Consider the following 13,610-nt stretch of genomic DNA (forward strand, 5'->3'; position numbering starts at 1 on the left):
AAGCTTGTGCGTACTTTCACAAGATCACGTACCCGCCGGACCACCCCCCGTCGCCCGCTGCCGAAGGTTTCCTCCGTGGACATCAAGACCGCATCCGCAATCCGCCGCCTCCGTCTGGTCTCCGCCCCCGAGGCGGTTTCGTTCCTGCTGCTGCTCGTCTGCTCCGTGCTCAAGCGGACGACGGACTTCAACGCGGTGCCGGTGATGGGCATGGTGCACGGCGTGCTCTTCGTGCTGTACGTGCTCTTCTGGGCGGACGCCTGGAACCGCACCAAGTGGTCCGCGAAGAGGGGCGTCCTCTACTTCGTGCTCTCGGTGCTGCCCACCGGCGGCTTCTTCGCCGAGCGCAAGCTGCGCCGCGAGGCCGAGGACGCGGTCATCGCCTCCCGCGCCCGCCGCGAGGGCGTGGTCACGTCGTGATCGTCGCCTTCTCGGTCTCCCCGCTCGGCGTCGGCGAGGACGTCGGCGAGTATGTCGCCGACGCGGTCCGCGTCGTACGGGAGTCGGGGCTCCCCAACCGCACGGACGCCATGTTCACCTCGATCGAGGGCGAGTGGGACGAGGTCATGGCGGTGGTCAAGCGCGCCGTCGCCGTGGTCGAGGAACGCTCGCCGCGTGTCTCGCTGGTACTCAAGGCGGACATCAGGCCGGGCGTCACGGACGGCCTGACGTCCAAGGTCGCGACCGTCGAGCGGCACCTCGCCGAATAGCCGGTCGGTCCGTCCCCGGAGACCGAGGGGCGAGACGGGGCTGACCGTCATATGACCGGCCGGTAGGGTCGACGCCGTGCCGAAGCCGCTCAGTCTTGCCTTCGATCCCATCGCGCGCGCCGACGAACTCTGGCAGCAGCGCTGGGGGCCCGTCCCCTCGATGGCCGCGATCACCTCCATCATGCGTGCGCACCAGATCCTGCTCGCGGAGGTGGACGCGATCGTCAAGCCGTACGGGCTGACCTTCGCCCGCTACGAGGCGCTGGTGCTGCTCACCTTCTCCAAGGCCGGCGAACTGCCGATGTCCAAGATCGGCGAGCGGCTGATGGTGCATCCCACCTCGGTGACGAACACCGTCGACCGGCTGGTGCGGTCCGGTCTGGTCGACAAGCGCCCCAATCCGAACGACGGGCGCGGCACGCTGGCCTCCATCACCGACAAGGGCCGTGAGGTGGTCGAGGCGGCCACCAAGGCCCTGATGGAGATGGACTTCGGGCTCGGCGCGTACGACGCTGAGGAGTGCGGCGAGATCTTCGCGATGCTCAGGCCGCTGCGGGTGGCCGCGGAGGATTTCGAGGAGCACTGACCACGGCTCCGGGTGGCGACCCGCCCGAAGATCGCCCCTTGCGTCCGGTTACGCTCGACTGCATGAAACGAAGCGTGCTGACCCGCTACCGGGTGATGGCCTACATCACCGGTGTGCTGCTGGTCCTGCTGACCCTCGGCGTCATCGCCAAGTACCTCCTGGACATCAACGGGGCGACCGGCTTCGTCAGCGTCGTCGGTATCGCGCACGGCTGGCTGTACGTGGTGTACCTGATCTTCGCCTTCGATCTGGGCTCCAAGGCCAAGTGGCCGGTGGCCAAGCAGATCTGGGTGCTGCTGGCCGGGACCATCCCGACGGCGGCCTTCTTCGTCGAGCGCAAGGTCTCCCGGGAGCTCGAGCCCCTGGTCGCGGACCCGGCCCCGGTCGCAGCCAAGGCGTAGTTCCGAGCCGCCCGCGCACCGCGTGGGCGGTCCCCCTTCGACAGATACTAGGACGTCCAAGTATCTTCGGTGGTATGGACGCTCACGCCATCGAAGAGGGCCGCCGACGCTGGCAGGCCAGGTACGACAAGGCCCGTAAGCGGGACGCCGATTTCTCCACGCTCTCCGGGGACCCGGTGGACCCGGTCTACGGGCCCCGGCCCGGCGACACGTACGAGGGATTCGAGCGGATCGGCTGGCCGGGTGAGTACCCGTACACCCGCGGTCTGTACCCCACCGGCTACCGAGGCCGCACGTGGACGATCCGGCAGTTCGCCGGCTTCGGGAACGCGCGGCAGACCAACGAGCGGTACAAGAAGATCCTGGCCAACGGGGGCGGCGGCCTGTCCGTCGCCTTCGACATGCCGACGCTGATGGGCCGCGACTCCGACGAGCCGAAGTCGCTGGGTGAGGTCGGTCACTGCGGGGTCGCCATCGACTCGGCCGCCGACATGGAGGTCCTCTTCCAGGACATCCCGCTCGGCGACGTCACCACGTCGATGACGATCAGCGGCCCGGCCGTGCCGGTCTTCTGCATGTACCTGGTGGCCGCCGAGCGCCAGGGCATCGACCCGGCCGTGCTCAACGGGACGCTCCAGACGGACATCTTCAAGGAGTACATCGCCCAGAAGGAGTGGCTCTTCCAGCCCGAGCCGCATCTGCGTCTCATCGGCGACCTGATGGAGCACTGCGCGGCCGCCATCCCCGCGTACAAGCCGCTCTCGGTCTCCGGTTACCACATCCGCGAAGCGGGCTCGACGGCCGCGCAGGAGCTCGCGTACACGCTGGCGGACGGCTTCGGTTACGTGGAGCTCGGCCTCTCCCGCGGCCTGGACGTGGACGTCTTCGCGCCGGGCCTGTCCTTCTTCTTCGACGCGCACGTCGACTTCTTCGAGGAGATCGCCAAGTTCCGCGCGGCCCGCCGGATCTGGGCCCGCTGGATGAAGGACGTGTACGGCGCGCGGAGCGACAAGGCGCAGTGGCTGCGCTTCCACACCCAGACGGCCGGTGTCTCGCTGACCGCGCAGCAGCCGTACAACAACGTGGTCCGTACGGCGGTCGAAGCGCTGGCCGCGGTGCTCGGCGGCACCAACTCCCTGCACACCAACGCGCTGGACGAGACCCTCGCCCTGCCGAGCGAGCAGGCGGCGGAGATCGCCCTGCGGACCCAGCAGGTGCTGATGGAGGAGACCGGCGTGGCCAACGTCGCGGACCCGCTGGGCGGTTCCTGGTACATCGAGCAGCTCACCGACCGCATCGAGGCCGACGCCGAGAAGATCTTCGACCAGATCAAGGAACGCGGCCTGCGGGCCCACCCGGACGGGCAGCACCCCATCGGACCGATGACCTCCGGCATCCTGCGGGGCATCGAGGACGGCTGGTTCACCGGAGAGATCGCCGAATCGGCTTTCCAGTACCAGCGTTCGGTCGAGAAGGGCGACAAGCGCGTCGTCGGCGTCAACTGCCACCACGGCTCGGTGACCGGCGATCTGGAGATCCTCCGGGTCAGCCACGAGGTGGAGCGCGACCAGGTACGCGACCTGACCACCCGCAGGGCCGCCCGCGACGAGACCCGCGTCCGCGCCACGCTCGACGTGATGCTGGCCGCCGCCCGGGGCGGCTCGAACATGATCGAGCCGATGCTGGACGCGGTAAGGGCGGAGGCCACGCTGGGCGAGATCTGCGGGGTGCTGCGCGAGGAGTGGGGCGTCTACACGGAGCCGCCCGGGTTCTGACGGGTCACCGGCCCGGGGGCGCCGGCCGCGATGCCGGCCGCCCCCGGCGGGATCGCCGGGTTCAGCCCCGTACACAGCAGCAAAGTGAAGTCCCGGGCCCAGGTGGCGTCGACCGGTTCGGCGCTGATCAGGGCGCGGTGCACCACCGCTCCGGCGACCACGTCGAAAATCAGGTCCGTCTGCCGGTCCGAGGCGTCCGGGTCGTCCTCGTAGGGGAGTTCGCCCCGGGCCTGGGCGCGTTCGCGGCCCAGGGTCACCAGTCGCTTCTGCCGGTCCACGATCGCCGAGCGGATCCGGCCCCGCAGCGCCTCGTCGCCGATCGACTCCGCGACCACCGCCATCAGCGCCGTCTTGGTCTCCGGCCGGGCGAGAAGCGCCGCGAACTGCAGCACCACGCCCTCGATGTCGTCCGTCAGGCTGCCCAGGTCCGGCAGGTCGAGTTCATCGAAGAGGACCGCGACCGCGTCCACCACGAGCTCGTTCTTGTTCGCCCAGCGCCGGTACAGAGTGGTCTTCGCCACCCCGGCGCGGGTCGCCACATCGCCCATGGTCAGCCTGGACCAGCCCAGCTCCACCAGCGCCGCCCGTGTCGCATCGAGGATCGCGGTATCGGCTTCCGCGCTGCGCGGGCGACCCGTCCGGGTGTGTTTGCTGAAGGACATGCCCGCGACCATACCCGTCGGTAATTCCGGCGCCGTGAGTCAGATCACGGAAACCGGGAAACGAAAACACGCGCGCCGATCGCGATCAACGAGTTACGCTACGAGTCGTAGCGTAAGGACCACGAACCACGCGACGACCACATGACGATCCACTGGCGCAGGGTGGGGACCCCGCGCCGCAACACGGTGAATCGGGCCGGCAGCTTTTCGGAACGAGCGGCGGAGGGGGGAGGATGTACGTATGCAGCCTAGGAACATGTCCATGAGCGGCGTCGTCGACCTCGCCGCAGTGAAGGCCGCCGGCGAGGCCCGGCAGAAGGCGGAGCAGGCGCGCGCCCAGGCCGCCGAGCAGGGCGGCCCCGCAGCCGTCTCCGCAGCGTCGCTGGTGATCGATGTAGAAGAAGCCGGCTTCGAGCGCGATGTCATCCAGCGCTCCGCCGAAGTCCCGGTCGTCATCGACTTCTGGGCGGAGTGGTGCGAGCCGTGCAAGCAGCTCAGCCCGCTGCTCGAGCGGCTCGCCGTCGACTACAACGGCCGCTTCGTTCTCGCCAAGATCGACGTCGATGCCAACCAGATGCTGATGCAGCAGTTCGGGATCCAGGGGATCCCCGCCGTGTTCGCCGTCGTCGCGGGCCAGGCGCTGCCGCTCTTCCAGGGCGCCGCGCCCGAGGCGCAGATCCGGCAGACCCTGGACCAGTTGATCCAGGTCGGCGAGGAGCGCTTCGGTCTCACCGGCATCGCCGTCGACCCGGACGCCGCGCCGCCGGCCGGCGACGAGGCACCCGCCGCGGCGCCGGCGGGCCCCTATGACGCCCTGCTCGAAGCGGCCGTACAGGCGCTGGATGCCAACGACTTCGGTGGTGCCATCCAGGCGTACAAGAATGTACTGGTCGACGATCCGGGCAATGAGGAGGCCAAACTCGGCCTGGCCCAGGCCGAGTTGCTGTCACGCGTGCAGAAGCTGGACCCGCAGCAGGTGCGCAAGGACGCGGCCGAGAAGCCGACGGATGTCCCGACCCAGCTCGCCGCGGCCGATCTCGACCTGGTCGGCGGCCATGTGGAGGATGCCTTCGGGCGTCTCGTCGAGACGGTGCAGCGCACTGCGAGTGACGATCGCGAGGCCGCCCGGGTGCATCTGCTGCACCTCTTCGAGGTGATCGGTTCGGAGGATCCGAGGGTCACCGCTGCGCGCTCCGCTCTCGCCCGAGTGCTGTTCTGAACACGCACGCTGCTCTGAACAGTGACTAAACGTGCGCCACTGATGAGTTGTGGCTGACGATTTGGCGACACAGCGACAACAGACAGCCGTACTTTGCCAAAACTTGGCAATTGCGGTTGTCTGTTACTCGCAGTAAGCGGAGCGAGGGATTCTGCCCGAATGTGGGCGGCTATCACCCCATGTGGCGACGGCGACGGCCGTACCCTGTGTGCCCGCTTGATATCCCCTGGTCGCGGTTCGGTTATCCGGCCGTTACTAGTCGGTAACGAGCCCCTTGTGTCGCAGCCGCGAATGCACGACGATCGGCCACGCTCGGTCCAATAACGCACCAGCGCGGCATCCGGTCGCGCGTGTAACTTCTTGGGTCCCCACCGAGCCGGTCGGCGGCAGCAATGCCGGCCGGGGACAGGGGGGTTCCTGCTACCCGGCGGGGCCTGTCCAGCGGTTACGCGAAGGCGTGGCCAGTGGTTGTCGCTCGGGGGTGATCGCCAGTGCATCGGTCGCGGTTCCCGCTTCTGATACGGGCGCTCTCCTTCCCGAGGACGTAGCACTTCTCCCATCCCAGGGCGGGCTCGACCCGATCCGGAGATGTACGTCCGAGAAGGAGGAAATTAGTGAGTTCCCAGATACGTGGCGGAACCAGATGGAAGCGGTTCGCGCTGGTCATGGTTCCGACCGTGGTCGCGACCGCAGCGGTGGGCGTGGGCCTGGCGCAGGGCGCGCTCGCCGCGTCGTTCAGCGTGTCCGGCCAGAGCTTCAAGGTCAGTGCGGACAAGCTGGTCGGTCAGGACTTCGTCCAGTACGGCAGCGTTGCCACCGGCAAGACCCTCGATGGCAAGGACGCCGCGCACGCGGTGGCGGTGTCGGGCTTCAGCAGCGCGACCATCAACAACATGTGCCAGTCGGTGGTCACTCCTGACCTGCCGTTCGGCCTTGGCAGCGTCACGCTGCAACTGCACGCCGGTACGGACGCCAAGAAGCCGGTCGAGGCGACCAACCTCTACCTCGATGTCGCCAGCCTCGACGCCGACGCGTCGTTCAAGAACATCGACATCGGTGTTGCGGCCGGCGACGCGGGCATCCAGAAGGGCACGGAGAAGAAGGTCAACCCCAACGGTTTCGCGCAGCGAGCCGAAGAGGCGACCCTGACTCACGTGAAGCAGACGGCGTGGGCGACCACCGCCGGTACCTTCAAGCTCAGCAATCTGAGCCTGAGGCTGCACTCGGGCGTCCAGGAGTGCTACTAAGCATGCCCGGGCAGCCGGGGGGAGCGCCACGGGCCCCCCGGCCGCCCGAACCTTTCTACCCCTCAGCAACACCGGTACCAGGGAGCTGTTTTCCATGAGCGCCGAGTCCACGGGTTCCCGCACCTTCACCTATTGGCGGCTTCGCTTCCACGACTGGCGGGGAAGCCGACCCTTCTGGGCGGGCCTGTTCACCCTGGCGGGCGGTGGACCGATCATTTACTTCCCGTACGCCAACATGCACCTCGGGAACATGACGATCGCCATGTCCACCACCGGGGGCGCCGGGTCGCTGATCATCGGCGCACTGCTCATCACGCTCGGTGTGACGATGTGGTTCCACAGCGTCGTCCGGGTGTTCGCGGGTATCGCGGCGATCCTGCTCGCGCTGATCTCCCTCCCGGTGTCCAACATCGGCGGTTTCATCCTCGGCTTCCTGCTCTCCGCGCTCGGTGGTGCACTCGCTCTCTCCTGGGCGCCTGCCAAGCCGGACAGGGCGCCGGCCGTGCCGACCGAGGGCGAACCCGAGGGCGTGTCCCCGCAGGGCGGGACGCCTGACGGGCCGGAGCGCGTGAGCGGCTTCGACGCGTTCCGGCCGGCGATCGTCCCCGGGCAGCAGCCGGCCGCGCACAACGACACGACAGTGGATGCCAACGGTGGGAGGCACCGTGCGGGGTGACGAATCGCAGCTGAGTACCACCGAAGGCGACGACCTCTCCGAGCGAAGAGGGGGGCGTCACGCGGCCCCCCGGAAGTCGTTGCTGACGAAGCTGCACATTCCCACCAGCAAGGCGATAGCCCTTGCTGCGATGCCCACCGCGGTGGTCGTCGGGATGGGGCTCACCCCTAAGCTGGCGATGGCCGACGACGGCGGAGACATTCCGTTCGCGGCCGGCCCCTGCGTCACGCGTTCCGACCAGCCGAGCGATTCGGCGAAGCCCTCGGAATCGCCGAGCCCGTCCGCCAGTGCGTCGAGTTCGTCGTCCGCCGACAAGGCGAAGACGGCCGACAAGTCGAAGGACGGGTCCGCGAGTACGTCGGACCAGCCGTCCCCGTCGGCGACCGGCAGCGCGGCCAAGAAGTCCACCGCCTCCTCGTCGGACCAGCCGTCCGCTTCGTCCACCCCGTCGCCGACCGCGACGAAGACGAAGAACCCGCTGGATCCGCTGGGTGTCGGCGACGCGCTCAGCAGCCTGCTCGGCGGCGGCTCGGACAAGGACACGGCCAGTCCGTCCCCGACTCCGTCGGCCTCCGCGTCGAGCGACGCGTCCAAGGCCTCCGACGACGCTTCCAAGACGGATGCGTCCAAGGCGGGCGACCAGACCGTCTCGAAGGTCACGGACAAGGTCAGCGCCGCTGCGAAGAAGACGGCGGACGAAACCGCCCAGAAGATTCGCGACGCCGCGGCCCAGGCCGGCAAGTCCGTCGAGGAACTGCCTGCGGACGCCAAGGGCCTGACTCCGAAGAAGGACACCGCGATACCGGACGGCGCCAAGCCGTCCTATCCGTGCCCGACCGCGGACCCCAAGGCGCTCGCCGCGGCCGACCTGGAGCAGGGCATCCCCGCTCTGCCGGACGAGGCATGGACGCTGAAGAGCTCGATGCTCACCCTCAGTGGTCTCGACTACAAGGGCATCGTCGAGGTCCGGACCGGCAGCGGAAAGATCAAGAAGGTTCTCAAGTTCACCTCGAAGTCGGTGGACATCAAGGACCTGCACCAGTTGACGGTCGGCCCGAACGGCTCGACCGGCAACGTCAAGGCGGCCACCGGCTCGACGTCCACGATCCGCAACGGCACGGTCACCATGTACACGGAGTCGCTGAAGGGCAACCTCTTCGGTCTCATCCCGATCACGTTCAGCCCCGAGACCCCGCCCCCCATCAACGTGCCGTTCGCCTTCTTCACGAACGTCACGGTGAAGCAGGCGGGCCAGTTCGGCGGCACCCTCACGGTCCCCGGACTCCAGAACTACTTCACCGGCGTCTGATCCGCCGTCCGAAGCACGTCCGGGAGCCGCGGAAACGACGGTGGCCCGCACCCCTCGACTCGGGGTGCGGGCCACCGTCATGACGGGCGGTCAGCCAGTCGGCGGGACTACGCGCTCTCGCCGCCCAGGTGGTGCACCCGGACCATGTTGGTGGTGCCGGGGACGCCGGGGGGCGAACCGGCGGTGATGACCATCTTGTCGCCGTCGCTGTAACGCTTGAGCTTCAGCAGTTCGGCGTCGACCAGATCGACCATCGCGTCGGTGTTGTCCACGTGCGGGACGACGTACGACTCGACGCCCCAGCTCAGCGCGAGCTGACAGCGGGTCGACTCGTCCGTGGTGAAGGCCAGGATCGGCTGGCAGGTGCGGTAGCGGGAGAGGCGTCGGGCGGTGTCACCGGACTGGGTGAAGGCGACCAGCGCCTTGGCGTTGAGGAAGTCCGCGATCTCACAGGCCGCGCGGGCCACCGAACCGCCCTGGGTGCGCGGCTTCTTGCCGGGGACCAGGGGCTGGAGGCCCTTGGAGAGCAGTTCCTCCTCGGCCGCCACGACGATCTTCGACATGGTTTTGACGGTCTCGACCGGGTAGGCCCCGACCGAGGACTCCGCGGAGAGCATGACCGCGTCGGCGCCGTCCAGGATGGCGTTGGCGACATCGGAGGCCTCGGCGCGCGTCGGGCGCGAGTTGGTGATCATCGACTCCATCATCTGGGTCGCGACGATCACCGGCTTGGCGTTGCGGCGGCAGAGCTCGATGAGGCGCTTCTGCACCATCGGGACCTTCTCGAGCGGGTACTCGACGGCCAGGTCGCCGCGGGCGACCATGACGCCGTCGAAGGCCGCGACGACGCCCTCCATGTTGGCGACGGCCTGCGGCTTCTCGACCTTGGCGATGACGGGGACCCGGCGGCCCTCCTCGTCCATGATCTTGTGGACGTCCCGCACGTCGCCGGCGTCGCGTACGAAGGAGAGCGCCACCAGGTCGCATCCCATCCGCAGCGCGAAGCGCAGGTCCTCGATGTCCTTCTCGGACAGGGCCGGGACGTTCACCGCAGCACCGGGCAGGTTGATGCCCTTGTGGTCGGAGATGACGCCGCCCTCGATGACGATGGTCCTGACCTGCGGACCCTCGACCGAGGTGACCTTGAGCTCGACGTTTCCGTCGTTGATCAGGATCGGGTCGCCCTTGGCCACATCCCCGGGCAGACCCTTGTAGGTGGTGCCGCAGATGGTCCGGTCACCGGCCACGTCGTCGGAGGTGATGGTGAACTCGTCACCGCGCACCAGCTCGACCGGGCCCTCGGCGAAGGTCTCGAGGCGGATCTTCGGGCCCTGCAGGTCGGCGAGCACACCCACCGCGTGACCGGAGGCCTCTGCGGCCTTCCGGACACGGTGGTACCGCTCCTCGTGCTCAGCGTGGGACCCATGGCTCATATTCAGACGGGCCACATTCATACCGGCCTCGATGAGCGTTTTCAGCTGCTCATAGGAGTCGACGGCTGGGCCCAGTGTGCAGACGATTTTGGAACGGCGCATGGGGCGGATCCTATCGGTTTGTTTCGCTGCGGAATATTCCGCCTGGTGGAAAGTACAAATGGGCGGGACGGCGCTCAGGTGTCAGCCGGAAACCAGTGCATGGACCTGTTGGGCGATTTCAAGTTCTTCGTCCGTCGGGACCACGGCGACCGCCACCCGGGAGCCGGCCGGGGAGATCAACCGGGCCTGGTCGGAACGTACGGCATTGAGCTCGGGATCCACTGCAGGACCAAGCTCCTCCAGTCCCGCGACGGCCGCTTCGCGCACCGGCGCCGAGTTCTCCCCGACGCCCGCGGTGAACGCCACGGCATCCACCCGGCCCAGCACGGCCGTATACGCGCCGATGTATTTCTTCAGCCGCTGGACGTATATGGCGAAAGCCAGCCGGGCCGACTCGTCGCCCTCGCCGATACGCCGCACGATCTCCCGCATGTCGTTGTCGCCGCACAGTCCGACCAGGCCGCTCTTCTTGTTGAGCAGCACGTCGATCTCGTCGATCGACATCCCGGCCACCCTGGCCAGATGGAAGATCACGGCCGGATCGGTGTCACCCGACCGCGTACCCATCACCAGACCTTCCAAGGGGGTGAGTCCCATCGAGGTGTCCACGCACACCCCGCCGGCCACCGCCGATGCCGAAGCCCCGTTGCCGAGGTGCAGCACGATGACGTTGACGTCCTGCGGGGCCTTGCCCAGCAGCGCCGCGGTCTTCCGGGAGACGTACGCGTGCGAGGTGCCGTGGAAGCCGTAACGGCGGATGCGGTGCGCGTCCGCGGTCTCCACGTCGATGGCGTAGCGGGCCGCGTACTCCGGCATCGTGGTGTGGAAGGCCGTGTCGAACACGGCGACCTGCGGCAGGTCGGGCCGCAGCTCCCGGGCCGTACGGATACCGATGATGTTGGCGGGGTTGTGCAGCGGGGCGACCGGCACCAGCCGTTCGATCTCCTTGAGCACCGCATCGTCCACCACGGTCGGGGCGGTGAACCGCAGCCCGCCGTGCACCACCCGGTGGCCGATCGCGGCCAGCTCGGGGGAGTCCAGACCGAGGCCGTCGGCGGCCAGCTCGGCGGCGACCGCCTTCAGGGCCGCCGTATGGTCGGCGATCGGCCCGTTCCGCTCACGCGCCTCGCCGCCGCTGAACAGCGGCGTGTGCTTGAACCGGGAGGTCTCCTCACCGATCCGCTCCACCAGGCCCACGGCGAGCCGGATGTTGTCCGCCATGTCGAGCAGCTGGTACTTCACCGAGGAGGACCCGGAGTTGAGTACCAGGATGCGGGTGGCGGTCATATGGAGCCCTCCTGGCCCTGGGCCTGGATCGCGGTGATCGCGACGGTGTTGACGATGTCCACGACGAGCGCGCCGCGCGAGAGGTCGTTGACCGGTTTGCGCAGCCCCTGCAGTACCGGACCGACGGCCACGGCACCGGCCGAACGCTGCACCGCCTTGTAGGTGTTGTTGCCGGTGTTGAGGTCGGGGAAGATCAGCACGCTGGCCTGACCGGCGACCTCGGAGTCCGGCATCTTGGTCGCCGCGACGGACGGCTCGACCGCCGCGTCGTACTGGATCGGCCCCTCGATCCGCAGATCCGGGCGGGCCGCCCGGACCAGCTCGGTGGCCTGGCGGACCTTGTCGACGTCCGCGCCGGAGCCCGAGGTCCCGGTGGAGTACGAGAGCATCGCGATCCGCGGCTGCACGCCGAACCGGGCCGCGGTGGCGGCCGCCTGGACGGCGATGTCCGCCAGCTGGTCCGCGTCGGGGTCCGGATTGACCGCGCAGTCGCCGTACACCAGCACCTTGTCGGCCAGGCACATGAAGAAGACGGACGACACGATCGAGGCTTCCGGCTTCGTCTTGATGATCTCGAAGGCGGGCCGGATGGTCGCCGCCGTGGAGTGCACCGCGCCGGACACCATGCCGTCGGCCAGCCCCTCCTGGACCATCAGTGTGCCGAAGTACGACACGTCGGCGACCACGTCGTAGGCCAACTCGACGGTGACGCCCTTGTGCTCCCGCAGTTTCGCGTACACCTCGGCGAACCGCTGCCGCAGCTCGGACGTCTCGGGGTCCACGATGTCGGCCTTCAACAGATCGACGCCCAGGTCGGCGGCCTTCTTGCGGATGGTGTCCACGTCGCCCAGCAGCGTCAGATCGCAGACGCCGCGGCGCAGCAGGACGTCCGCTGCCCGCAGCACCCGCTCCTCGGTGCCCTCGGGCAGCACCACGCGGCGGCGGTCGGCGCGCGCGGTCTCCAGGAGGTCGTGCGCGAACATCATCGGGGTGACCCGGCCGCTGCGTGCCACCGAGAGCCGGCTCAGCAGTTCCGCGGTGTCGACATGACGTTCGAAGAGGCCCAGCGCGGTCTCCGCCTTGCGTGGCGTGGCCGCGGTCATCCGGCCCTCCAGCGAGAAGAGTTCGCTCGCGGTGGGGAACGAACCCTCGGTCACCGCGACCACCGGAGTGCCCGGTGCCAGCCGGTCGGCGAGGGTGAGGATCTCCGGACCGGGACGCTCGTTCAGGGTCAGCAGCAGGCCGGCGATCGGCGGGGTCCCGGCACTGTGCGCGGCGAGCGAGCCCACCACCAGGTCGGCGCGGTCTCCCGGGGTCACCACCAGGCAGCCGGGCGTCAGCGCGTTGAGGAAGTTCGGCAGCATCGCGCCGCCGAAGACGAAGTCCAGGGCGTCCCTGGCCAGTCCCGAGTCGTCGCCGAGCAGCACCGTGCCGCCGAGCGCGCGGGTGATCTGGGCGACCGTCGGAGCTGCCAGGGCCGGCTCGTCGGGCAGTACCGAGCAGGCCACGGGGAGCTGCGTCCGCAGGCCTTCTGCGATGGCCGTGCGGTCCGCGGGGGCGACCCGGTTGGCGATCATGGTGATGACGTCGCAGCCGAGCACGTCGTAAGCGCGGTAGGCATTGCGCGTCTCGGCGCGTACGGACTCGGCGGTCTGGCCCTTGCCGCCGACCACCGGGATCACCGAAGCGCCGAATTCGTTGGCGAGCCGGGCGTTGAGCGCCAGCTCGTCGGGGAGCTGGGTGGCCGCGAAGTCGGTACCCAGGACGAGGACCACCTCGTACTCCCGCGCCACCTCGTGGAAGCAGCCGACCAGCCGGGAGACGAGTTCGTCGGTGCCCTGTTCGGCCTGCAGGGCCGCCGCCTCCCGGTAGTCCATCCCGTAGACCGACGCCGGGTCCTGGCTCAGCCGGTACCGCGATCTGAGCAGCTCGAACATCCGATCGGGCCCGTCGTGCACCAGGGGCCGGAACACGCCCACCCGGTCCACCTGGCGGGTCAGCAACTCCATGACCCCCAGCTCCACGACCTGGCGGCCGTCGCCGCGGTCGATCCCGGTCACGTACACGCTGCGCGTCACGCGTGCTCTCCGTCCCTACTCTTCCGGCCTTGCTCTTCCGGCCGCGCTCTTCCGGGGAATTCCGTGCGGGCGAGCCGGCCCCCACCAGCCCTTGAGGCCGGGCGCGCCTTCTTGACAGTACCCTC

The 13,610-nt window shown here is 68.7% G+C and carries 13 protein-coding genes; 9 read left to right on the forward strand and 4 right to left on the reverse strand.

What is annotated here, in order from left to right; translation table 11 throughout:
- The first annotated feature begins 75 nt into the window (after positions 1–75).
- From AB0436_RS19575 to AB0436_RS19595, 5 genes are all read left to right on the forward strand, one after another.
- Positions 76–420 (forward strand): DUF3817 domain-containing protein, encoded by a 345-nt coding sequence (locus AB0436_RS19575; protein ID WP_366469163.1) that lies wholly within the window; start codon positions 76–78, stop codon positions 418–420.
- Positions 417–710, forward strand: coding sequence for an MTH1187 family thiamine-binding protein (locus tag AB0436_RS19580; protein WP_365849203.1), 294 nt, complete (start codon positions 417–419; stop codon positions 708–710). Before AB0436_RS19575 ends, AB0436_RS19580 begins: the two co-directional genes overlap by 4 nt.
- A 76-nt stretch (positions 711–786) precedes the next feature.
- The gene (locus tag AB0436_RS19585) at positions 787–1,296 is read left to right on the forward strand and encodes a MarR family transcriptional regulator (protein ID WP_366469164.1); all 510 of its coding nucleotides are present in this window, start codon (positions 787–789) and stop codon (positions 1,294–1,296) included.
- 62 nt (positions 1,297–1,358) lie between these two features.
- Positions 1,359–1,697 carry a DUF3817 domain-containing protein gene (locus AB0436_RS19590; protein ID WP_366469165.1) on the forward strand — a complete coding sequence of 113 codons (339 nt, stop codon included), beginning with the start codon at positions 1,359–1,361 and terminating at the stop codon, positions 1,695–1,697.
- Positions 1,698–1,771: 74 nt separating this feature from the next.
- On the forward strand, positions 1,772–3,472 hold the full coding sequence (locus tag AB0436_RS19595; protein WP_366469166.1) for a methylmalonyl-CoA mutase family protein: 1,701 nt from the start codon (positions 1,772–1,774) through the stop codon (positions 3,470–3,472).
- Here the strand turns inward: AB0436_RS19595 and AB0436_RS19600 are convergent.
- Positions 3,448–4,134 carry a TetR/AcrR family transcriptional regulator gene (locus AB0436_RS19600; RefSeq protein ID WP_366469167.1) on the reverse strand — a complete coding sequence of 229 codons (687 nt, stop codon included), beginning with the start codon at positions 4,132–4,134 and terminating at the stop codon, positions 3,448–3,450. The two genes, AB0436_RS19595 and AB0436_RS19600, sit on opposite strands and share 25 nt — an antisense overlap.
- Before the next feature lie 241 nt (positions 4,135–4,375).
- On the opposite strand from AB0436_RS19600, the gene AB0436_RS19605 reads away from it, so the two are divergent.
- The 4 genes from AB0436_RS19605 (at position 4,376) to AB0436_RS19620 (ending at position 8,585) form a co-directional block, all read left to right on the forward strand.
- The gene (locus AB0436_RS19605) at positions 4,376–5,353 is read left to right on the forward strand and encodes a tetratricopeptide repeat protein (protein WP_366469168.1); all 978 of its coding nucleotides are present in this window, start codon (positions 4,376–4,378) and stop codon (positions 5,351–5,353) included.
- Positions 5,354–5,967: 614 nt separating this feature from the next.
- The gene (locus AB0436_RS19610) at positions 5,968–6,600 is read left to right on the forward strand and encodes a DUF6230 family protein (protein ID WP_366469169.1); all 633 of its coding nucleotides are present in this window, start codon (positions 5,968–5,970) and stop codon (positions 6,598–6,600) included.
- Between the two features lie 94 nt (positions 6,601–6,694).
- Entirely contained in the window at positions 6,695–7,276 is a 582-nt protein-coding gene (locus tag AB0436_RS19615) for a DUF6114 domain-containing protein (RefSeq protein WP_366469170.1), read from the forward strand.
- Positions 7,266–8,585 carry a hypothetical protein gene (locus AB0436_RS19620; RefSeq protein ID WP_366469171.1) on the forward strand — a complete coding sequence of 440 codons (1,320 nt, stop codon included), beginning with the start codon at positions 7,266–7,268 and terminating at the stop codon, positions 8,583–8,585. The genes AB0436_RS19615 and AB0436_RS19620 overlap by 11 nt, the downstream gene beginning before the upstream one ends.
- 107 nt (positions 8,586–8,692) lie before the next feature.
- On the opposite strand, the gene pyk is transcribed toward AB0436_RS19620, so the two are convergent.
- From pyk to pta, 3 genes are all read right to left on the reverse strand, one after another.
- Complete coding sequence (gene pyk, locus AB0436_RS19625; RefSeq protein ID WP_366469172.1) at positions 8,693–10,120, reverse strand: pyruvate kinase; 1,428 nt, start codon at positions 10,118–10,120, stop codon at positions 8,693–8,695.
- A gap of 81 nt (positions 10,121–10,201) precedes the next feature.
- Entirely contained in the window at positions 10,202–11,407 is a 1,206-nt protein-coding gene (locus AB0436_RS19630) for an acetate kinase (RefSeq protein WP_366469173.1), read from the reverse strand.
- A complete protein-coding gene (gene pta / locus AB0436_RS19635; protein ID WP_366469174.1) occupies positions 11,404–13,485 on the reverse strand; it encodes a phosphate acetyltransferase in 2,082 nt (693 codons plus the stop codon). Before pta ends, AB0436_RS19630 begins: the two co-directional genes overlap by 4 nt.
- Between the last annotated feature and the right edge of the window lie 125 nt (positions 13,486–13,610).

This window comes from Streptomyces sp. NPDC051322 (assembly GCF_040689485.1).
Lineage (GTDB): Bacteria > Actinomycetota > Actinomycetes > Streptomycetales > Streptomycetaceae > Streptomyces.

What these genes read in the sequence shown, in the direction of transcription:
- AB0436_RS19590 (WP_366469165.1), top strand. Translation starts at nt 1,359, where the DNA reads ATGAAACGAAGCGTGCTGACCCGCTACCGGGTGATGGCCTACATCACC.
- AB0436_RS19615 (WP_366469170.1), top strand. Translation starts at nt 6,695, where the DNA reads ATGAGCGCCGAGTCCACGGGTTCCCGCACCTTCACCTATTGGCGGCTT.
- pyk (WP_366469172.1), bottom strand. Translation starts at nt 10,120, where the DNA reads ATGCGCCGTTCCAAAATCGTCTGCACACTGGGCCCAGCCGTCGACTCC.
- AB0436_RS19630 (WP_366469173.1), bottom strand. Translation starts at nt 11,407, where the DNA reads ATGACCGCCACCCGCATCCTGGTACTCAACTCCGGGTCCTCCTCGGTG.
- AB0436_RS19605 (WP_366469168.1), top strand. Translation starts at nt 4,376, where the DNA reads ATGCAGCCTAGGAACATGTCCATGAGCGGCGTCGTCGACCTCGCCGCA.
- AB0436_RS19595 (WP_366469166.1), top strand. Translation starts at nt 1,772, where the DNA reads ATGGACGCTCACGCCATCGAAGAGGGCCGCCGACGCTGGCAGGCCAGG.
- AB0436_RS19600 (WP_366469167.1), bottom strand. Translation starts at nt 4,134, where the DNA reads ATGTCCTTCAGCAAACACACCCGGACGGGTCGCCCGCGCAGCGCGGAA.